This window comes from Pseudomonas pseudonitroreducens (assembly GCF_021603645.1).
GTDB classification, from domain to species: domain Bacteria; phylum Pseudomonadota; class Gammaproteobacteria; order Pseudomonadales; family Pseudomonadaceae; genus Pseudomonas; species Pseudomonas pseudonitroreducens.
In genome coordinates, this window is the sequence record NZ_BQHJ01000013.1 from 28,994 (window position 1) to 48,372 (window position 19,379).

Genomic DNA, 19,379 nt, shown 5'->3' on the forward strand with positions numbered 1-19,379 from the left:
TCCTGCCTGGGCCTGGTTACTTTTCCAAGGCTTTCGGTATTCTTGGGCGCCCTGACCGGAGTTCGTTTCGATGCCCGATTCCACGCCGTCCGTCCCCGCCTGTGACGCGGAGCTGGACGCCAGCGGTCTCAATTGTCCGTTGCCGCTGCTCAAGGCCAAGCTCGAGCTGAACAAGTTGCCCAGCGGGGCGGTGCTCAAGGTGATCGCCACCGACGCAGGCTCCCAGCGCGACTTCCGTGTTTTCGCCGATCTTGCCGGGCACTCATTGCTGCATGAAGAGGTCGAAGGCGGCGTCTATCGCTACTGGCTGCGCAAGAAGTAGCTCTGAAGTTTCCGGGTAACCGGGACGTTACCCTTTGTCGTTTCGTAGGCCCTTACATGCTCAAGGTTTTGCAGGACTGGATGCAGCGCTATTTCTCCGATGAGGAGGCGATAGTGCTGGCGGTCATTCTCGCGCTGGGGTTCACCGTCATCCTGGCCTTTGGCGGGATGCTCGCGCCGGTGCTGGCGGCGGTGGTCATTGCTTTCCTGATCCAGGGCATGGTGGGCGTGCTGGAGCGCCTGCGGGTGCCGCACCTGTTCGCGGTGTGGCTGGTGTATTCGCTGTTCCTCGGTTTGCTCGCGGTGTTCCTGCTGGTGTTGGTGCCGCTGCTGTGGAAGCAGCTGTTCACGCTGTTCAACGAGCTGCCCGGCATGCTTGGCGAGTGGCAGGCGACGCTGCTGATGCTGCCTGAGCGCTATCCGGACATGGTCACCGAAGAGCAGGTGCTGCGCACCGTCGAGGCGGCACGCAACGAACTGGGCCAGCTTGGCCAGTGGGCCCTGACGTTCTCCCTGTCGGGTCTGCCGGTAGTGGTGAACATCATGATCTACCTGGTGCTGGTGCCGATCCTGGTGTTTTTCTTCCTCAAGGATCGCCGCCGCTTCTACCACTGGTTCCGTCGTTATCTGCCGCGCGAGCGCGGGTTGATGAAGCAGGTGTGGAACGAGATGAACCAGCAGATCGCCAACTACATCCGTGGCAAGGTCATCGAGATCTTCATCACCGGCGTGGCGACCTACATCGCCTTTGCCGTGCTGGGGTTGAACTACGCGGCGTTGCTCGCGCTGCTGGTCGGCCTGTCGGTGGTCGTGCCGTATATCGGTGCTGTGGTGGTCACTGTACCGGTGGCGATGATTGCGCTGTTCCAGTGGGGCTGGAGTGATCAGTTCATCTACCTGATGGCGGCCCATGCAATCATTCAGGCGCTGGATGGCAACGTGCTGGTGCCACTGCTGTTCTCCGAGGCAGTGAATCTGCACCCGGTGGCAATCATCTGCGCGGTGCTGCTGTTTGGCGGACTGTGGGGCTTCTGGGGGGTGTTCTTCGCCATTCCGCTGGCGACCCTGGTGAAGGCTGTCCTGGATGCCTGGCCACGCCAGCCGGGGGTGGAGCCGCAGGTCAGCCCGATGATGTAAAAGAAAAAGGCCGCTGATCAGCGGCCTTTTTCATCTGTGCAGCGTAACGAACGCAGCTCTGGTTCAGCAGCTCACTTGTTCAGCGCCTGGGCGGCGGCGAGTACGGCATCCACGTGGCCGGGCACTTTCACGCCACGCCATTCCTGGCGCAGCACGCCCTTGGCGTCGATCAGGAAGGTACTGCGGTCCACGCCCATGTACTCCTTGCCGTAGAGCTTCTTCAGCTTGATCACGTCAAACAGCTGGCAGACGGCTTCGTCCTTGTCGCTGATCAGCTCGAAGGGGAAGCACTGCTTGGCCTTGAAGTTCTCGTGGGACTTGATGCCGTCGCGGGAGACGCCGAACACCAGGGTGTTGGCCTTGGCGAAGTCTTCGATCCTGTCGCGGAAACCCTGGCCCTCGGTGGTGCAGCCAGGCGTGCTGTCCTTGGGATAGAAATACAGGACGACCTGCTTGCCCTTGAGTTCGGACAAGCGGAATTCGACGCCGCTGGTGGCCGGGGCCTGGAAATCGGCGACGGGCTTGTTCAGTTCGACTGCCATGCGGTTTTCTCCTTGAAATCTGCCTTACGGATGTTGCGGGCGCCAGGGTTCGATCAGCGCGTCCAGGTTCAGTGCGTCGGCGAAGTCGAGGAACTGATCGCGCAGCCAGCTGATCTGCGTGCCGGCCGGCAGGGTCACGGTAAGGGTGGCATTGAGCATGCTGGTGTTGGTGTGCGGCGCCTGGTAGGTGTCACAGGTGAGGTTTTCCAGCTCGATGTTGTGATCGATGAAGAACTGGCACAGCTCGTTGAGGATGTCCGGACGATAGACAGCGCTGACATAGGCGACGTAGGGCAGGGCCTGGGCGCGAGTGACGTGGACGTTGCTGCGGGTGACGCTGAGGGTGAAGCCATGGCGCTTGGCCAGGGGCGACAGGCCGCCTTCCAGGCGGGCCAGGGCATCCCAGCTGCCGGAGACCTGCAGGACCAGAGCGCTGAACTCGCCGTGACGGGTCAGGCGACTGCTGACCACCGAGCAACGGTTGTCGATGCAGGTGCGGCACAGCACGCTGGTCAACTCCATCGGGTTCGGACCCAGAGCACTGATCAGAAGAAATTGTTCACGGGGGTGGGAGGCGGACATTCAGCTTTCCTGGGAGGGAGTGGCGGCCAGGCGGGCCGCATCGACAAAGGAGAAAGGGTAGCGAAAAGCGCCGATGAGGGGAATGACTGACCGCTCGCACGTCGCTGCGCTCACCTTGTGCGGGGCCGGTGGCGACAGTACCATTACGGCTTTCTTTTTCCGGCAGGAGCGGTTGCATGATTGCGGGCAGTATGGTGGCGCTGGTCACCCCCTTCGATGCTCAGGGTCGACTGGATTGGGACAGCCTCGCTAAGCTGGTGGACTTCCACCTGCAGGAAGGCACCAACGCCATCGTAGCGGTCGGCACCACGGGTGAGTCGGCCACTCTGGACGTGAACGAACACCTGGAAGTGATCCGTCGCGTAGTCGACCAGGTCAACGGCCGCATCCCGGTCATCGCCGGTACCGGCGCCAACTCCACGCGCGAAGCCGTCGAGCTGACCGAGGCTGCCAAGTCCGGCGGCGCCGATGCCTGCCTGCTGGTGACGCCGTACTACAACAAGCCGACCCAGGAAGGCCTGTACCAGCACTTCCGCCATATCGCCGAAGCCGTGGCCATCCCGCAGATCCTCTACAACGTGCCGGGCCGCACTGCCTGCGACATGCTGCCCGAAACCGTCGAGCGCCTGTCCAAGGTGCCGAACATCATCGGTATCAAGGAAGCCACTGGCGACCTGCAGCGCGCCAGGGAAGTACTGGACCGCGTCGGCAAGGAATTCCTCGTCTACTCCGGTGACGACGCCACGGCTGTCGAGCTGATGCTGATGGGCGGCAAGGGCAACATCTCGGTGACCGCCAACGTCGCCCCGCGCGCCATGAGCGATCTGTGTGCCGCCGCCATGCGCGGCGATGCCGCCGCTGCCCGCGCCATCAACGATCGCCTGATGCCGCTGCACAAGTCGCTGTTCATCGAATCCAACCCCATCCCGGTCAAGTTTGCCCTGCACGAAATGGGGCTGATTCCAGAGGGCATCCGCCTGCCTCTGACCTGGCTCAGCCCGCGCTGCCACGAACCGCTGCGTCAGGCCATGCGCCAGACCGGCGTCCTGGCTTAAGGAGCTCCCTCGCATGAAGCGACTGGCAGGACTGACTGCGCTCGCCCTGGTTATCGGCAACACCTCCGGCTGCGGCTGGCTGTGGGGCCCGGAAGGCTACTTCCGTGACCGTGGCGACGATTACCTCAACGCCCGCGAAACCGCACCGATGAAGGTGCCCGAGGGCATGCAGAGCAAACAGCTCGACCCGCTGCTGCCGATCCCGATGAATGTTGCCACCAGCACCGAGAAGGAAGGCGAGTTCGAAGTGCCGCGTCCGCAACCGCTGTCCGGCGCTGGCGAAGTCAGCGACTTCAGCCTGCAGAAGAGCGGCGATTCGCGCTGGCTGGTCGCCCAGCGCCCGCCGGCCGAAGTCTGGCCGGTCGCCCACCAGTTCTTCCAGGACAACGGTTTCTCGATCGCCAACGAGCGTCCGCAGACTGGCGAGTTCAGCACCAACTGGCAGCCGCTGTCGCAGCTCTCCGCGCCCCTGGCGCGCCGCCTGAGCAGCCGTGTGTCGGGTGTCGAGCCTGACAGCGAAGCGCGCGTTCGCGTACGCATCGAGCCGGGCGTGCAAACCAATACCAGTGAAGTCTACGTGCTGAGCGAAACCCGCCCGGCCGGCAGCACCGCCAGCGCTGACTGGCCGACCAAGCCGGTCGTGCCGAGCCTGGACGCCGCGCTGCTCGACGAAATGATCGCCAGCATGGCCACCAGTGCCGAGAAGGGCGGCTCCGTCTCCCTGCTCGCTGCGCACTCGGACTACGATACCCCCGGTGCCGTGCAACTGAACAAGGACGGCAGCGGCAACCCGGTGCTGACCGTGGATTCCGACTTCGACCGCGCCTGGGTCAGCGTCGGCCGTGCACTGGATCGTGCCGACATCCGCGTAGACGACCTCAATCGCAGCCTGGGCGTGTACTACGTCAACATCGCCGAAGGCGCGAAGAAGAAGGACGAAGACAAGCCCGGCTTCTTCAGCCGTCTGTTCGGCGGTGGCGAGAAGACCAAGGAAGAAGAGGACGCCAAGGCCCAGCGCTACCAGGTTCGCCTGACCAGCGTGAGCAATACCGTCCAGATCACCGTCGACAAAGACATCAACACCTCCGCACCGGCTGATGTGGCGCAGGGCGTGTTGGAAAAACTCCAGGAGAGTATGCGGAATGCACTTCGCGGTCCTGGGGAGCGGAAGCCGGGGCAATTCGGCCTTGGTGAGCAGTTCTGACACCCGGATACTGATCGATTGCGGCTTCCCGCTGCGTGAAACCATCCGCCGTCTGGCGCGCCTGGGCGTAGAGCCCGGGCAGCTCGACGCGGTGCTGGTCACGCATGAGCACTCCGATCACATCAACGGCGTCGAACTGCTGGCCCGGCACCATCGAATACCCGTGTACCTCAGCGCCGGCACCCTGCAGGGAATGCGCAAGCCGGTGACACCAGCGGGGCTGCTCAAATGCGGCGACCGCCTGGTACTGAAAGACCTGGAAGTCACTGCAGTGAGCGTCTCCCACGATGCGCGGGAGCCCCTGCAGTACGTGTTTTCCGATGGCCGGAAGCGCTTTGGCCAGCTCACCGATCTGGGAGCCGCCACGGCGCAGGTGCTGGAATGCTATCGTGGCCTCGATGCGTTGATCATCGAGGCGAATCACGATACCGACATGCTGGCCCGCGGTCCGTATCCCTACCCACTGAAGGTCCGTGTAGGCGGCCAGTGGGGACATTTGAACAACCGGCAGGCCGCCGAACTGGTGGCCCAGCTGGGCTGGGAAAGCTTGCAGCACCTGGTGCTGGCGCATCTCAGCGAAAAGAACAACTCGCCGCAGCTGGCCCGGCAAAGCTTCGTCGACACCCTCGGGTGCGACCCGGACTGGCTGCAGGTAGCCGATCAGCATTCGGGGCTCGACTGGCGCACCATCGCCTGAGCCCACCCCCTAAGCAAGCGGAGCCCATCATGGAAAAACGCGAAGAACTCTATCGCGGCAAGGCCAAGTCGGTTTACACCACCGATGACGCCGACCGCCTCGTCCTGCTGTTCCGCAACGACACCTCGGCGTTCGACGGCAAGCGCATCGAACAGCTTGATCGCAAAGGCATGGTGAACAACAAGTTCAACGCCTTCATCATGCAGAAGCTCGAAGCAGCCGGTATCCCGACCCAGTTCGACGCCCTGCTGTCGGACAACGAAGTTCTGGTCAAGAAGCTCGCCATGATCCCGGTCGAGTGCGTGGTGCGTAACTACGCCGCCGGCAGCCTGGTGCGCCGCCTGGGCGTGGAGGAGGGCCTGCAGCTCACCCCGCCGACCTTCGAACTGTTCCTGAAGAACGACGCTCTGGGCGATCCGTTCATCAACGAATCCCACGTCCAGGCCTTCGGCTGGGCGACCCTGGAGCAACTGGCCGAAATGAAGGCCTACTCCTTCAAGGTCAACGAAGTGCTGAACAAGCTGTTCGACGACGCCGGCCTGCTTCTGGTGGACTTCAAGCTGGAATTCGGTCTGTTCCACGGCAAGATCGTCCTGGGCGACGAGTTCAGCCCGGATGGCTGCCGTCTGTGGGACAAGGAAACCCGCAAGAAGATGGACAAGGACCGCTTCCGCCAGGGGCTGGGCGACGTGATCGAAGCCTACGAAGAAGTGGCCCACCGCCTGGGCGTGCCGCTGTAAACCGGCGAAATCACGCAAGCGCCTGATACCACGCAAAAAAATCCGAAAACAAAGCTTCGCGTTCGGACTTCAAGCTGGTATCATGCGCGCCGCACGGAGAGATGCCGGAGTGGTCGAACGGGACGGATTCGAAATCCGTTGAACCAGCAATGGTTCCTAGGGTTCAAATCCCTATCTCTCCGCCATTACATATGGCCAGAACCCCTGAAATGCTTAGCGTTTCAGGGGTTTTGTCTTTTCTGCGTCCGCTGTTTCCCGCCTATCGCTTCAATCACCCGCAATACCCATCCATCTTCTCCCTGTTCGCCTGCGTCGGGTTTGCCTGGTACTGCTGTAACCAGAATTGGCACTGGGCGCTGTTGAAGCGTTTGTCCTGTTCCGATTTCTCGATCTGGCGATTCTGTTGCTCCTGCACGGCCTGCTGGCGTTGCAGGTAGTGCTGGAACATTTCTTCATTGCTGCGAGGCGGCGGTGCAGTGGTCGGTGTCGTCATGGCGGGTGGATTGAGGCGGGTGGCGACGGCAGACGGCAGGTCCGGCCAGGCCAGCCAGGTAGTGGCTGCCACGGCCAGGCAGCCAAGCCAGATGCCGGTGGCAATGGCTAGGGTGAGTTTCCAGAAGCTGACAGTGGCGATGGGCGGTGGCATGGACGGGCGCTTTGGCTGGACAGGCCCCACAGATAACCCATCGGACCTCGTGAGGGGAAGAGGCAGGCCCGCGGCGCCGGAGTGCCGCGGGCGAGGGCTCATTTCGCTGTTGCGGCGGACTCGTAGGCTTCGAGGGCGCGCAGGGAGTAAATGTAGGCGGCACCGGCGTTGAGGGAGATGGCGGTGGCCAGGGTCTGCGCGATTTCGGCTTCGCTGGCACCCGCCTTGCGGGCAGCTTCGGCGTGGACGCCGATGCAGCCGTCGCAACGGGTGGTGATGGCCACGGCAATGGCGATCAGCTCGCGGGTCTTGGCATCCAGGGCATCACCGTCGGCCGCGGCGGCTTCCAGGGCCTGGTAGGCGGCGATCATCTTCGGGTGTTTCTTGCCCAGGGCGCCGAAGGCTTTTTTCACGGCGGGGACGTATTCAGACCAGTTGAACAGCATGATGCTTCTCCTTGCAGGCCGGTTGGGTTGGTGGCCTTGAAGCTTAGTCTGCGTCAGCCGGCGCGCCGGGTATTGTCTGTTCCGCTCAGATTTTTCATTGATGCGCTCGACTGGCGTTGGCCGGCCGTGGCTCGTCCAATCAATAGGCGTCGAGGATTTCGTAGCGCTGGCGAGCGCTACCGGAGCCGACTTCGACTTCGTCGCCGGGCTGGCGGTGGAGCAGGGCGCCGCCCAGCGGAGCGCGCGTGGTGATGACGAGGATCTCGCAGCCTTCGCACTGCACCTTGAGGCCGGCGCCGTCCGGGCCGAGGAAGATCCAGCGCGGCTGGCGCTGCTCGCTGACCAGTTGCACCAGGGCACTGGTCTGAATGCCCTGTTCCTCGTCGAAGTCGCGCAGTTGCAGGTTCTCGAACAGCGACAGCGCCTGGCGAATTTCCTCCACGCGGCGCGACTGGCCGGCGGCGAGGTAGGCAGCCTCCAGGCCAAGGGTGTCGTACTTGTTCTCGGCGATGTTTTCCTCGTGCGTCGCGGTCTCGTGTGCTGTCTGGGCGGCGCGCACGGCGACGCTCAAGTCTTCGGCGAGTCGGGCGAGGATCAGTTGGTAGACGCGGTTCTTGTCCATGGCAGCGGGCTGGCAATAAAGGCGCCTATCCTAGGGCCTTTGCCTGATGCCTGCGACTCTTTCCCGCGCGAAGCGGCACTGGCCTGGTGTGGCCCACGCCAGTGCCGACGCTGCGATCAGTAGCCGCTGAGAATGTTGACGATCACGCCGCTGGCGATGGCGACCAGGATGTAGTCGCCGTTGACGTACAGCCAGCGATGGTCGCGCGGCGGTGCGTACAGGTGGCGGGCATGCCAGTCGGTGACCCAGTAACGGTCGCCGCGATAGACCGGCTCCACGACGACGCCGCGGCGCCAGTCGCGATGGGGCACCGGCATCCCGGCCTGCGGGCGGTAGCTCGGGTTGCGGTAGGCGTGGGCCTCGTACTGTCCGGGGTGGTTCTGCTGCTTGTGGCCACCCTGGGGCGGGCGTTGCGGCTGTTGGTAGTGCTGTTGTTGCGGCCCGCGGTTGTCCTGCCGGTTCGGGCCGTTGTCCGGACCGGGGCCGGGCTGGGCGAAGCTGGCCAGTGGGCTGCCGAGCATCAGGGCGGCACAGATCAGGGCGACGGACTTGTTCATGGTGTTCTCCTGGCGCAACCGGCGGAGCGGTGCATTTTTTCCACTTACAGTTCCCGGGCGATCCGGGTACTTCATGAGACCGCAGCTCTGCGTCAGCGATTGCCAAGGCCAGGTAAATGTCTGGTAAAGAGTTTTATCGCTTTGTCAGTTGCCGGATACAGGTGGGGGCCGGGCTGAAGGGGCGGAGAGAGGGCTCCAGTCTTTGTGTGAGAACAGCATTTAGTGGTATGTTTGTCGCAAATGCACTTGATGGAGTTCCGCCATGAGCGCTCTGTTGAAGGAAAACCCGGCCGCCGATGCCGTCCTTGCCAAGGCGGTGTTGACTGCCCGCGAGCATCTGGCAATGACCCAGCAGGAGCTGGCCGCGATCGTCGGCGTGGACCGCAGCGCGGTGAGTCGCTGGAAGCAGAACGGCTTGCGCGTGGACAGCAAGACCGGCGAGCTGGCGCTGCTGCTGGTGCGTATCTACCGCGCGCTGTTTGCGCTGTTCGGTGGCAACCATGAAGACATGCGGCACTTCCTGCGTACCGAGAATCGTCACCTGGGTGGCGTGCCGCTGCAGTTGATGGAGCAGGTGCAGGGGCTGGTGGCAGTGGTCGAGTACCTGGACGCTATCCGGGGCAAGGTCTGAATGTCTTTCCAAGCTGGTGCCCGCCTTTGGGCGAAACATGAGGACTCGGTCGTCGCGCCCATTCGTGGGCGCCTGGTGCGCTTGGTGGAGAGCCAGGGCCAGGTGGCGACGCTGCAACTGGTGGACACCCTGGAAGAGCAGGCGCTGCTCGAGGAGTTGCTGGAAACCAGCAAGCCGCACATGCCTCCGCCCGCCGAGCCGCTGCACTATCTATTGAAGACACCGTTCCGTTATCCGCCGCTGCGCTGGGGGTCGCGCTTCGGCCGGCGCCATGAGCCGAGCCTGTTCTATGGCGCGCTCAAGCTGGAAACGGCCATGGCGGAGTCGGCTTTCTATCGCTTCGTGCTGTGGGAGGGGATGGCCACGCCGCCTCCCAGCGGACGGATTCTTTCCGAGCACGCGTCGTTCGAGGCGCGGTTCCAGGTACAGAAAGGTGTACGCCTGCATCTGCCGCCGTTCCGTGAACACGATGCACTTCTCGATCCGCAGGATTACAGCGTCACCCAGGGCTTGGGTAGTGCGATGCGCGAGGCGGGGGTGGAGGCATTCGAGTACCGCTCGGCCCGCTGTCCGCAGGGTGGTGTCAACGTGGCGTTGTTTGCTCCGTCTGCTTTCACCGAGAAGCGCCCGCGCAATTTGATGCCGTGGCTGTGCGAGACGACTGCCGAGTATGTCGCCTTCAAGCATGGTCAGGTGCCTGATAGCCCGCGTGTCTACCGTCGCGAGCACTACCTGGTGGACGGCAGGTTGCCGCATCCGGCCTGACCGTTCATCGTTTGGACACTAACGCGTCACGGTGAGCGGTGTATGTTCGGGAATGGCCAAGCAGGGAGCGCCAGACCATGGATATACGGATAGCGATCCATCCCAGCGACGATCGTCGCTGGCGCGTGTACCTTAATCAGTTCTTCTACGACTGCAGCAGCCGCCGCGTGGCGGAGCGTATTTATACGCGGGTGTGTGCGGCAGAGCAGTTGGCGATTCAGCTTCCCGAACCCCCTCGGATCATCCGGCCGCAGCGTGTGCCGCGCCGCCAGGTTCAGATCGCATGAAACTTTCCGGGCATTGCTGTCGGGTGACGGCGCTGGCAGCACGCGCCTCGCCTGGTTGAATGCATTGCCTTCCTGAGAACACTTCTTATCCACTGCCCTGAAACGGGGCGGTCGGCTGCTGCGTGGCGCGCACTTGTGCACAATGCTGACGCACTCTGTCAAGTCCCCGAAACATTGCACTTGGCCACCCTCCGAATTTCCTTGCGTTTTTTAACTTGTTGAAAAATAAAGAGAATTTTGATTGGTGAAAAAATCACCAATCTGTCATACGGCCCCAGTTCACTGGGGGTATGGACTGTTTTCAGCAAGTTCTCCACTGAGTTATCCACAGCTTCTGTGGATTGTCCCGAGCGCTTGCTCAGGAGCCTTGTCCCAGGGCCCTTGCAGCAGACGGAACCGCTTCCGGCAGGTGACTGTTAGACTGGCGCGATCCATTGCCACACCTCGGAGCCCTGCATGCCCCTCGATCTGTCCGCCCTGTTGTTAGGTGCGCTCGCCGGACTGTTGCCCATGGCGGCGCTCGCCTGGCGCCTGCAGGCGCGCAGGGTCGAGGTGGAACAGGAGGCAACCCTGCTGCGCGAGCGCCTGGCGACTGCGCAACTGGCGCAGGACGGGCTGTCCGCGCGGGCCGAGGCGGATCGCGAGGCCTTCCAGCGCCTCAGCGGCCGGCATGCTGAAGTGTCTGCCGAAGCGGCGGCGCTGCGCCGTGAAGTCGAGCTGGGCCAGCAAGAGCGTGCACGCCTGGGCAACGCCGAACAGGACTGGCAGGCCGAGCGCGCCGACAAGGAAACCGAGCTGCGCCGTCTTTCCGCCGAGCATGCCGCGCTGTCCGCCGAGCTGCGCGAGCAGCAGGACAATCACCAGCAACGACTGGGTGACCTGCAATCGGCGCGGGACGATCTGCGCGCACAGTTCGCCGAGCTGGCCGGGAAGATCTTCGATGAACGCGAGCAGCGTTTTGCCGAGTCGAGCCAGCAGCGCCTGGGGCAGTTGCTCGACCCGCTCAAGGAACGCATCCAGTCCTTCGAGAAGCGCGTGGAAGAGAGCTATCAGGCCGAGGCCCGTGAGCGTTTCTCTCTGACCAGGGAACTGGAGCGCCTGCAGCAGTTGAACCTGCGCCTGGGCGAGGAAGCCACCAACCTGACCCGCGCCCTGAAAGGCCAGAAGACCCAGGGCAACTGGGGCGAGCTGGTGCTCGAGCGCGTGCTCGAGCATGCCGGCCTGGAGAAGGGTCGCGAGTATGAAACCCAGGTCAGCTTGCGAGCGCCGGATGGCGAGCGCTTCCAGCCTGACGTGCTGATCCGCCTGCCCGGCGACAAGCAGGTGGTGGTGGACGCCAAGGTCAGCCTGACGGCTTACCAGCAGTTCATTGCCGCCGATGACGAGGTGATCCGCCAGCAGGCACTCAAGGCCCACGTGCTGTCACTGCGCAACCATGTGAAGGGGCTTTCCGGCAAGGATTACCGGCGCCTGGAGGGGCTGCACAGCCTCGACTTCGTGCTGCTGTTCATGCCTATCGAAGCCGCTTTTTCTGCGGCGCTGCAGGCCGAGCCGAACCTGTTCCAGGAGGCCTTCGAGCGCAACATCGTGATCGTCAGCCCGACCACGCTGCTGGCAACGTTGCGGGTGATCGACAGCCTGTGGCGGCAGGAGCGGCAGAACCAGAACGCCCGCGAGATCGCCGAGCGCGCGGGCGCGCTGTACGACAAGTTCGTGCTCTTCGTGCAGGACCTGGACGAGATGGGCTCTCGCCTGCAGCAACTGGACAAGACCTACGCCGCCGCGCGCAACAAGCTCTGCGAAGGACGCGGCAACCTGATCAGCCGCGCCGAGCAGGTAAAGCTGCTGGGCGCGCGGGCGAGCAAGAATCTGCCGACGGAGTGGCTGGAGCGGGCGTTGAGCGACGATGCGCCACTGGTGGAAGAGGGCGAGTAGGTCCGGCTTGCAAACGGACCTGTAGGAGCGAGCTTGCTCGCGAACACCTATCTCTCGTACACATCCATGTGGCCGACGGGTCCTGTTCGCGAGCAAGCTCGCTCCTATGAAGAGCCCGGCGTTGTTTCCGCGATGGGGCGTATGCGCTCCGTCAGAACAGCGAGTAAGGCCTGCCCGCCGTGCCATCGGCGAAGCGCTGCAGTCTGAAGGCGTGCAGATCCATTCCGGGGTCGCCCTTGTGTATCCACTGGCTCATCAGTTGGCCGACGATCGGCCCCATGGCGAAGCCGTGGCCGCAGAAGCCCGTGGCGATCAGCAGTCCGGGCACTTGCGCGGGTGCATCGAGCACCGGAATTCCGTCGGGCAGCACGTCGATCAGTCCCGCCCAGCTTTCCACGACTTTCACATCGCGTAGTGCCGGGAAGGCTTTCGCCAGGTTCTGCTGTGCCGTGAAGACACGCGCGGTGTTCGCCTTTACCTGCGGATCGCGCTCGCCCAGCACCGGGCCGTTGACGCGCCTTTCCGAGCCGGGCAGGCGCTGGCGCAAGTCGTGGAACAACGCGCCGTTGAGCTTGAAGGAGAAGCCCGCGCGGTGCTCCGGCAGGTGCGGCAGGTAGTGTCTCGCGCCGCGCAGATAGTCGAAGTTGAGGTCGATGTCGGCCTGGGTTTCGTCAGCCAGGTTGATGCTGCCGTCGGCACGCTGGCGGAAGCCGATGCCGTGGCCGATGAAGCTCTGGGCGCCCACGTCCGGGCCGGGGCTGGTGCGTGAAACGGTGCAGCGCACAGCCTGTTGCGGCAGCTCCAGGCCGAGGCTCTGCACCAGGCGCCAACTGCTGGCGCCCGCGCAGATCAGCAGGTGTCGGGTTTTCACATAGCCGCGCTCGGTCTGTACGCCGCAGACGGCGCCGGCGGCACGGTCGATGCCGGTGACGCCGCAGCCTTCGACGAACACGGCACCACGCTCAATGGCACGCAGCGCGTAGCCGGGCGCCACGCGCCGCGGTTCGGCCTGGCCGTCATTGGCGGTGTACAGGGCGCCCAGTGCGGGATCGCTCAACGTTGGCATCAACTGCGCGACTTCCGCGCGGCTCAGCAGTCGGGTGCCGAGGCCGAAGTTGGCGGCGACCTTCAGCCAGTCTTCGTACTTGCGCTGTTGCTCCGGTGTTTCGGCCAGATACAGGCAGCCGCCCTGGCGCCACTCCAGCGGCAGTTGCAGCTCCTCTTCCAGGCGCTCCCACAGCGGAATCGCCGCCATCATCAACGGCACTTCCGCCGGGTCGCGCGCCTGCTGGCGGACGAAGCCCCAGGCGCGGGTGGATTGCTGGCTGGCGATGCCGGCCTTGTCCAGCACCAGTACGCTCAGGCCCTGGCCGGCGAGCTGCCAGGCGCTGGCGCAGCCCATGATGCCGCTGCCGGCGATGACCACGTCCACCTGCTCGGGCAGGCGCTCCACGCGGGAGGAAAGGGCGGGGTGAAGCGGATAGGTTCCCATCGGCATACGGCGGCATCCCTGAATCGAATAACGGATGCCGCAGTATGCGATTGACCTGCGCCGCGCATCCACTGCGCGGGCGCGCCGACAGGCCCTATGACGCGCGCGCGGCCCGGCTGGCGGCCGGCGAACGGGCCAGGTAGTCCAGCGCTTCCTGGGTATTGGCCTCATGGTCGGGGTGGTACCAGGGCTTGAAATAGCGCAGGAAGCTGGTCGCCAGTGAGCTGATCTTCGGCAGTACGCCGGACTTCGAACCATCGCGCCAGATCGCGGCGAAGGAGCGCGGCCTGGCGATGCTCGGGTCCTGCCGCGACAGGGTGCGGGTGCCGAAGGCGAACAGGTAGATGATCAGCGGCCAGACCACGAACATCCACAACTGCCGGCTGACGAAGGTGCCGCCCAGGTGCACGTGCAGGTCGTGGGCGACATTGCGGTGCTCCACTTCCTCGGCGCCGTGCCAGCGGAACAGATCGAGCAGCACCGGGTCGGCCTTGGCGCGGTCCAGCGCGTCGGCTTCGAGAATCCATTTGCCGAGGATGCAGGTGAAGTGCTCCACCGCGGCGACGATGGCGCAGCGCTGGCCGATCCACCAGCGCTTGAGCCAGGGCGTGCGGTTGAACAGTTCGATGCCCAGCGGCGTGTCGCTGAGCAGTTGTTCGAACAGGTAGTCCATGACCCTGATGTAGCGCGTGGAGTCGATGCCGTGGTGGCTCAGGTAGCGCTCCAGAGCACCCGAGTGGGCGCGGGCGTGCATGGCCTCCTGGCGGATGAAGCCCTGCACGTCCTCGCGCAGCCGGCCTTCCTTCACGAAGGGCAGCGCCTTGTTGTACAGCCGGCAGAACCACAGTTCGCCCGCCGGCAGCATCATGTGGATGACGTTGATCGCGTGGGACGCCTCGGGCTCGCCGGGAATCCAGTGCAGCGGCGAGTCGCTGTAGTCGAACTGCACCTTGCGTTGCACGAGTTTGTGATGATGGTCGTTCATGGCAGTTCTCAGGCAGTGAGATTGAGACGGGCGAACAGGCGCGACAGCCAGGGCATGAAGCGCCATTGCAGGGCGCCCAGGTGCACTTCGCTGCCGACCTTCACCACTGGCTGGTTGCGTTCCACTGCGCGGGTGATGCGTTCGCCGACGGTGTCCGGGCTGAGCCGGCGCCGACGGTACAAACGCTGCACCTTGGCGCGGTGTTTCGCTTGTTGCTCCTCATCCAGGCCGGCGAAGCGCGTGGCCTGGACGATGCCGGTATCGACGAAGCCCGGGCAGGCCGCGCTGACGCCGATGCCATGGCCCGCCAGTTCGGCACGCAGGCATTCGCTGAGCATCAGCACCGCGGCCTTGCTGGTGGCGTAGGCCGGGTAGTTGCGCGACGGCGCGAAAGCCACGCCGGAGGCGACGTTGACCAGATGCCCCGGCTTGCCGGCCTCGACCATCTGCTGGCCGAACAACCGGCAACCGTCGATCACGCTCCACAGGTTGATGCGCAGCAGGCGTTCCCATTCCTGCGGGGTGGTCTTGAGCATCGGCCCGGCCATGCCGATGCCGGCGTTGCTGACCACCACGTCGGGCACGCCGAGGCTGCTCTTCACCCACTGCGCGAAGCGCTCCATGGCGGCGCTGTCGCCCACGTCCACGCAGTAGCTGTGAGCCGTCGCGCCGACCGCCCGGGCCAGTTCCGCGCTACGTTCGGCAGCGGCTGGGTCGATGTCCGCCGCCAGTACGCTGGCGCCGCGCTCGGCAAAGCTCAGCAGGGTCGAGCGACCGATGCCGCCGCCCGCGCCGGTGACCACCACCAGCTTGCCGGCAAAGGGGCCGGCGCCGGGTTTCAGTGCCGCGCGCTGCAGCTCCGGGGTGGCTTCGCCGCCCTCGATGTGGCTGACGAATTCGTCGATCCATTTGCCCAGCCGGGTCGGTTCGGCGAGTAGTTGCCAGTGTCCCGCAGTGACATCGCGGCGCCACAGGCGCGGGGCCCATAACGAGAGCTGCTGGAAGAGTTGCTGGCCGACGTAGCGGTCAAGGGTCGGCACGATGAGTTGCACCGGCACCTCGGTGTGGCGCTTGCGCGGCTTGAAGATCGAGGTGATGAAGTTGGCCCGATAGAGCTTCACGCCGTGCTCGCCATCACTGGCCTGGTGCGGGTTGCGCACCGGGTTGCGAATGCCTTCGACCTTGCGCAGATATTGCGGCCAGGCCTTCGCCGCGCCGAAGCGCCACGACAGCGACGGCAGCAGCGGCAGGTGGAAGTAGTAGATGTACCAGGAGTGCAGCAGCTGGCTGGCCATCTGCAGCAGGGCGCGTGGGGTCTTGCGGCGCAGACGGTCGCGCATCCAGAAACCGATGTGGTCCAGGCAGGGGCCGGAGACGCTGGTGTAGGAAGCGATGCGGGCACGCAGTTGCGGATCAGTGACGCTTTCCCAGGTCTGGATCGAGCCCCAGTCATGGGCCACCAGATGCACCGCGCGCTGCGGGCTGACGGCGTCGAGCACGGCCTTGAGGTCCTGGCTGAGCAGCTCAAGGCGATAGTCGCGGGTCTTGCGCGGCTTGTCCGATTCACCGGCGCCGCGCACGTCGTAGGCCACCAGCTGGAAGCGCCCCGAGAGGTGGCGGATCAGCGGCAGCCAGGTTTCATGGTTGTCCGGGTAGCCGTGGACGAACAGCACCATCGGCAGGTGCGCCTCGCCCCAGCGCCACACGGCCAGGCGTACGTTACCGGACTGCACGTCCAGCCGCTCCGGCGCCGGCAGGGTCTTCTCCAGCATGGCGTTCATGCCACCTCCCGCCGCGCCGGGGCGCTGATCAGGCCGCGCTCGGTCCAGCGGCGCACGTGGGGCAGATCGTCGTCCAGCCAGTAGGCGTCGTCCGCGGTGACCACCAGCAGCTCCTCGAACTTGGCGCCCACGCCGCGCAGGCCCAGGTGCGGTTCGACAGCCCAGAGGCCCGGGGTCGGGGCGTGCTGCGAACGGTCATTGCTCGACCACAGCGGCGACCAGCCCTCGCGGCGGCCGGTGATCAGGGCGTTTTTCATCAGGGTGGCGATGTTGCGCACGCCAAAGCGCGCGAGCGACGGGCCGGTGTTGCGCGCGCCGAGTTTTTCCACGCGGTGCGCCAGCACTTCGAAGGGATAGGCCTTGTGTCGCGGCAGGGTGCCCTGGCGGTGGCAGAGGCGGTCCACCGACTGGCTGACCTCGGCCAGCGGCAGGCGTTGGCGCACCTGTTCGACGATCAGGTTGCGGTGTGCCAGCAGGTCATCCATCAGCCGTTCCACCAGCAGGTTGTGGCCCAGCGCGCCGGAGTAGCCGACATCGGCGGTGTAGGCGCCCAGGGTCGGCGCGCAGTCGAGGATGAACGGCATGCCTTCCTCCAGCCGCTGCTTGCCGGGGTAGAAGGCCAGGTTGAAACCGCCCAGATGGCGCAGGCCGTCGAAGCCCTTGAACGAAGTGCGGCTGCCGAACCAGGCGAAGGGCTGGTGGAACCAGTCGCGCACGCCATGATCGAGCAGCCAGGTCTTCATCAGCGCGGCGGTTTCGCGCTCGCTGATGCCCGGGCGCAGGTCGCCGGCAATGGTTTCGCAGCAGCGGTAGGCCAGTTGCTGAATCTCGCGGAAGTGCCGCAGGTCTTCGGGGGTGGGCACCCAGGCGCCTTGGGACATGACTTTCTCCAGGCTGGTTGTTGTTATCGTTACATCGGGTGATGTCACGATCGATGCTGACCCATCGGTTGCCGTTGCGCCATGCGTGCGCGCCGTGCCTGGAGTGTTACCGGAGCGAAGAGCCCCTGACGGCGCGGGTTGCGGCCGGCAGGGCGGAATCGGGTGGGCGCACTTCCCGTCTTTGGTTGGGGCGCGCGGCTGTGTGGTGGATCACTTTGCAGCGAATGCCCTGGATTGTTCGGTGCATGCCTGGCTGGCTATCATCCGCCCCATGAGCACACCCCTGAATCTCCTGCAGCGCCTGCTGCAACGCCCGGACGACGCACCCTCCGTGATGGAGGACGAGCGCGAGTACTCGGTGGATGAACTGGCCCGCGAAGGCGGCACCACGGTGCGCAACCTGCGCGCCTACCAGGACCGCGGCCTGCTGCCACCGCCGGAGCGCCGGGGGCGCGCCGGGGTGTATTTTGCCGGCCACCTGCGTCGCCTGCGGTTGATCAACCGCCTGCTGGAGCGCGGCTACAACATCGCCAACATCAAGGAGTTGCTGCAGAGCTGGGAGCGCGGCCATGACCTGGACCACGTGCTCGGCCTCGACGAAGCCATCGTCGGCCCGTGGAACCTGGAGTCGCCCGGCAGCATCGAGTTCAGCGACCTGCAGGCGCTGTTCGGTGACGAGTTGAATGACGCGGTGATCGACCAGGCGCTGGCACAGGGCCTGCTGGCCTTCGATGGCGAGCGCATCAGCATCCCCAGCCCGCGTTTGTTCAACGCCGGCGTCGAGCTGTACCGTGCCGGCATTCCGCTCGCTGCGCTGCTCGACCACCTGGCCGTGTTGCGCACGGATACCGAGCACCTGGCCGCCGGTATCGTGCGGCTGGTGGTCACCCACCTGGTGGACAAGCCTGGCGCCGACCTGCTGCCCGGCGCGGCCGATCTGGAGCGTCTTGCCGAAGTCTTCCAGCGCTTGCGCCCGGTGGCGGAGCAGGTGGTGCTGGTGGAGCTGGCGCGCGGCCTGAAACGTTCAGCCAACGAGATGCTCGGCGAGCGCGTCGGGGAAATCCTCCGGCGCATGGAAACGCCGGACTAGAGCCTCAGCTTCTGCCGCCTGCGTGGGCCAGCTTGCCGCGTAGCCAGCGCCGCGCCGGGTCGTCCTCGCTGCTCTCCGACCAGATCTGCACGAAATCGAAACGGGCCAGTTGCAGTGGCGGTTCGAAGCTGGCCAGACCGTGGGCTGCAAGGTTTTCGGGGAGCATTCGCGCGGCGATGGTCAGGACCAGGTCGGTGCCCGCCAGCAGACTCGGCGCCACGCTGAAGTGCGGCACCGTGGCCGCCACCTGACGGCGCCGGCCGAGTTTTTCCAGATGGCTGTCGATCTCTTCCGCCGGGCTCTGCTGCAGGGCGACCCGCAGGTGCGGGGTGGCGAGGTAGTCGTCCAGGTCCAGGCGCTTGCGGCCGCCCAGGGTTTCGCGGGAGCACAGGCAGACAAAGCGTTCCTCGAACAGGCGTTGCACGCGCAGCCCTTCCGGCAGCATCGGGAATACCCCGAGGGCGCCATCCAGCTCGCCACTCGCCACCTGCTCGGCCATGCCCCCGCGCGAAGCCTGGCGGACGTCCAGGTGAATGCCCGGCGCTTCGCGGCGCAGGACCGGCAGCAGCGTCGGCAACACCACCCAGGCGCCGTAGTCGGACATGCCCAGGCGCAGCTCCAGCTCGGCGCTGGCCGGGTCGAAATCATCGCCCAGCACCAGCCGACGTACGCCACCGAGGATTTCCCGCAGCGGGCCGGCCAGCTCGAAGGCGCGGCGGGTCAGCTGCATCTGGTTGCCGGTGCGCACCAGCAGCGGGTCATCCAGCAGGTCGCGCAGGCGATTCAGCGCGTGGCTTACCGCCGGCTGGGTCATCGCCAGCCGCTCGGCGGCCCGGGAGACGTGGCGCTCTTCCAGCAGGGCATCGAGGATCACCAGCAGGTTGAGATCGATGCGGCGCAAGTCATGAATCGAGTGCATTCAGGTTGTACCAATCATTCATTTCCATGCGCTGGATGGATAGCAGAAGCTGGGCCCCATCGAC

At 65.0% G+C, this 19,379-nt stretch carries 22 protein-coding genes and 1 tRNA gene; 12 read left to right on the plus strand and 11 right to left on the minus strand.

From position 1 onward, the window contains the following. Positions 1-70 precede the first annotated feature (70 nt). Together L6D89_RS26670 and L6D89_RS26675 are read left to right on the plus strand one after the other, a co-directional pair. The gene (locus L6D89_RS26670) at positions 71-322 is read left to right on the plus strand and encodes a sulfurtransferase TusA family protein (protein ID WP_236201672.1); all 252 of its coding nucleotides are present in this window, start codon (positions 71-73) and stop codon (positions 320-322) included. 56 nt (positions 323-378) lie between these two features. Further along, the gene (locus L6D89_RS26675) at positions 379-1,458 is read left to right on the plus strand and encodes an AI-2E family transporter (RefSeq protein ID WP_236201673.1); all 1,080 of its coding nucleotides are present in this window, start codon (positions 379-381) and stop codon (positions 1,456-1,458) included. 71 nt (positions 1,459-1,529) lie between these two features. Here L6D89_RS26675 and L6D89_RS26680 read toward each other — a convergent pair whose 3' ends face one another. Beyond that, positions 1,530-2,000 carry a peroxiredoxin gene (locus L6D89_RS26680; protein WP_236171578.1) on the minus strand — a complete coding sequence of 157 codons (471 nt, stop codon included), beginning with the start codon at positions 1,998-2,000 and terminating at the stop codon, positions 1,530-1,532. A 24-nt stretch (positions 2,001-2,024) separates the two neighbouring features. Continuing rightward, positions 2,025-2,582 carry a glycine cleavage system transcriptional repressor gene (locus tag L6D89_RS26685; protein ID WP_236171576.1) on the minus strand — a complete coding sequence of 186 codons (558 nt, stop codon included), beginning with the start codon at positions 2,580-2,582 and terminating at the stop codon, positions 2,025-2,027. Positions 2,583-2,758: 176 nt separating this feature from the next. On the opposite strand from L6D89_RS26685, the gene dapA reads away from it, so the two are divergent. The 5 genes from dapA to L6D89_RS26710 all read left to right on the plus strand — a co-directional run bounded on the left by dapA (position 2,759) and on the right by L6D89_RS26710 (position 6,463). Continuing rightward, positions 2,759-3,637: a 4-hydroxy-tetrahydrodipicolinate synthase gene (gene dapA / locus L6D89_RS26690; RefSeq protein ID WP_236171574.1), complete on the plus strand. Its 879-nt coding sequence runs from the start codon at positions 2,759-2,761 to the stop codon at positions 3,635-3,637. Positions 3,638-3,650: 13 nt separating this feature from the next. Further along, complete coding sequence (gene bamC, locus L6D89_RS26695) at positions 3,651-4,841, plus strand: outer membrane protein assembly factor BamC (RefSeq protein WP_236171572.1); 1,191 nt, start codon at positions 3,651-3,653, stop codon at positions 4,839-4,841. Further along, positions 4,780-5,538 carry an MBL fold metallo-hydrolase gene (locus L6D89_RS26700; protein ID WP_081520173.1) on the plus strand — a complete coding sequence of 253 codons (759 nt, stop codon included), beginning with the start codon at positions 4,780-4,782 and terminating at the stop codon, positions 5,536-5,538. The genes bamC and L6D89_RS26700 overlap by 62 nt, the downstream gene beginning before the upstream one ends. Positions 5,539-5,567: 29 nt before the next feature. Beyond that, the gene (gene purC / locus L6D89_RS26705; RefSeq protein ID WP_045210340.1) at positions 5,568-6,278 is read left to right on the plus strand and encodes a phosphoribosylaminoimidazolesuccinocarboxamide synthase; all 711 of its coding nucleotides are present in this window, start codon (positions 5,568-5,570) and stop codon (positions 6,276-6,278) included. Positions 6,279-6,373: 95 nt separating this feature from the next. Continuing rightward, positions 6,374-6,463, plus strand: a tRNA-Ser gene (locus tag L6D89_RS26710). 86 nt (positions 6,464-6,549) lie between these two features. On the opposite strand, the gene L6D89_RS26715 is transcribed toward L6D89_RS26710, so the two are convergent. The 4 genes from L6D89_RS26715 to L6D89_RS26730 form a co-directional block, all read right to left on the minus strand. After that, entirely contained in the window at positions 6,550-6,924 is a 375-nt protein-coding gene (locus L6D89_RS26715) for a hypothetical protein (protein WP_236201674.1), read from the minus strand. 98 nt (positions 6,925-7,022) lie between these two features. Continuing rightward, positions 7,023-7,370, minus strand: a complete 348-nt coding sequence (locus L6D89_RS26720; protein ID WP_236171568.1) for a carboxymuconolactone decarboxylase family protein — start codon at positions 7,368-7,370, stop codon at positions 7,023-7,025. Between the two features lie 139 nt (positions 7,371-7,509). Then, entirely contained in the window at positions 7,510-7,992 is a 483-nt protein-coding gene (locus tag L6D89_RS26725) for a GreA/GreB family elongation factor (RefSeq protein ID WP_236201675.1), read from the minus strand. A gap of 116 nt (positions 7,993-8,108) precedes the next feature. Further along, positions 8,109-8,549, minus strand: a complete 441-nt coding sequence (locus L6D89_RS26730) for an RcnB family protein (RefSeq protein WP_236171563.1) — start codon at positions 8,547-8,549, stop codon at positions 8,109-8,111. Between the two features lie 262 nt (positions 8,550-8,811). On the opposite strand from L6D89_RS26730, the gene L6D89_RS26735 reads away from it, so the two are divergent. From L6D89_RS26735 to L6D89_RS26750, 4 genes are all read left to right on the plus strand, one after another. After that, positions 8,812-9,180, plus strand: coding sequence for an MbcA/ParS/Xre antitoxin family protein (locus tag L6D89_RS26735; RefSeq protein WP_192430469.1), 369 nt, complete (start codon positions 8,812-8,814; stop codon positions 9,178-9,180). After that, positions 9,181-9,945 carry an RES family NAD+ phosphorylase gene (locus L6D89_RS26740; protein WP_236201676.1) on the plus strand — a complete coding sequence of 255 codons (765 nt, stop codon included), beginning with the start codon at positions 9,181-9,183 and terminating at the stop codon, positions 9,943-9,945. A 77-nt stretch (positions 9,946-10,022) separates the two neighbouring features. Next, complete coding sequence (locus tag L6D89_RS26745; protein WP_236201677.1) at positions 10,023-10,232, plus strand: hypothetical protein; 210 nt, start codon at positions 10,023-10,025, stop codon at positions 10,230-10,232. A gap of 570 nt (positions 10,233-10,802) precedes the next feature. Then, a complete protein-coding gene (locus L6D89_RS26750) occupies positions 10,803-12,167 on the plus strand; it encodes a DNA recombination protein RmuC (protein ID WP_236201766.1) in 1,365 nt (454 codons plus the stop codon). A gap of 151 nt (positions 12,168-12,318) precedes the next feature. Here L6D89_RS26750 and L6D89_RS26755 read toward each other — a convergent pair whose 3' ends face one another. The 4 genes from L6D89_RS26755 to L6D89_RS26770 all read right to left on the minus strand — a co-directional run bounded on the left by L6D89_RS26755 (position 12,319) and on the right by L6D89_RS26770 (position 17,306). Further along, complete coding sequence (locus tag L6D89_RS26755; RefSeq protein ID WP_236201678.1) at positions 12,319-13,665, minus strand: NAD(P)/FAD-dependent oxidoreductase; 1,347 nt, start codon at positions 13,663-13,665, stop codon at positions 12,319-12,321. An 88-nt stretch (positions 13,666-13,753) separates the two neighbouring features. Continuing rightward, a complete protein-coding gene (locus L6D89_RS26760) occupies positions 13,754-14,644 on the minus strand; it encodes a metal-dependent hydrolase (RefSeq protein ID WP_236201679.1) in 891 nt (296 codons plus the stop codon). An 8-nt stretch (positions 14,645-14,652) separates the two neighbouring features. Next, positions 14,653-16,425 (minus strand): SDR family oxidoreductase, encoded by a 1,773-nt coding sequence (locus L6D89_RS26765; protein WP_236201680.1) that lies wholly within the window; start codon positions 16,423-16,425, stop codon positions 14,653-14,655. Further along, entirely contained in the window at positions 16,422-17,306 is an 885-nt protein-coding gene (locus L6D89_RS26770) for a M24 family metallopeptidase (RefSeq protein ID WP_236201681.1), read from the minus strand. The genes L6D89_RS26765 and L6D89_RS26770 overlap by 4 nt, the downstream gene beginning before the upstream one ends. A 391-nt stretch (positions 17,307-17,697) precedes the next feature. Here L6D89_RS26770 and L6D89_RS26775 point away from each other — a divergent pair, with 391 nt between their 5' ends. Continuing rightward, a complete protein-coding gene (locus tag L6D89_RS26775; RefSeq protein WP_236171980.1) occupies positions 17,698-18,396 on the plus strand; it encodes a MerR family transcriptional regulator in 699 nt (232 codons plus the stop codon). A gap of 4 nt (positions 18,397-18,400) precedes the next feature. On the opposite strand, the gene L6D89_RS26780 is transcribed toward L6D89_RS26775, so the two are convergent. Next, positions 18,401-19,315: a LysR family transcriptional regulator gene (locus L6D89_RS26780; protein WP_236201682.1), complete on the minus strand. Its 915-nt coding sequence runs from the start codon at positions 19,313-19,315 to the stop codon at positions 18,401-18,403. Positions 19,316-19,379 lie beyond the last annotated feature (64 nt).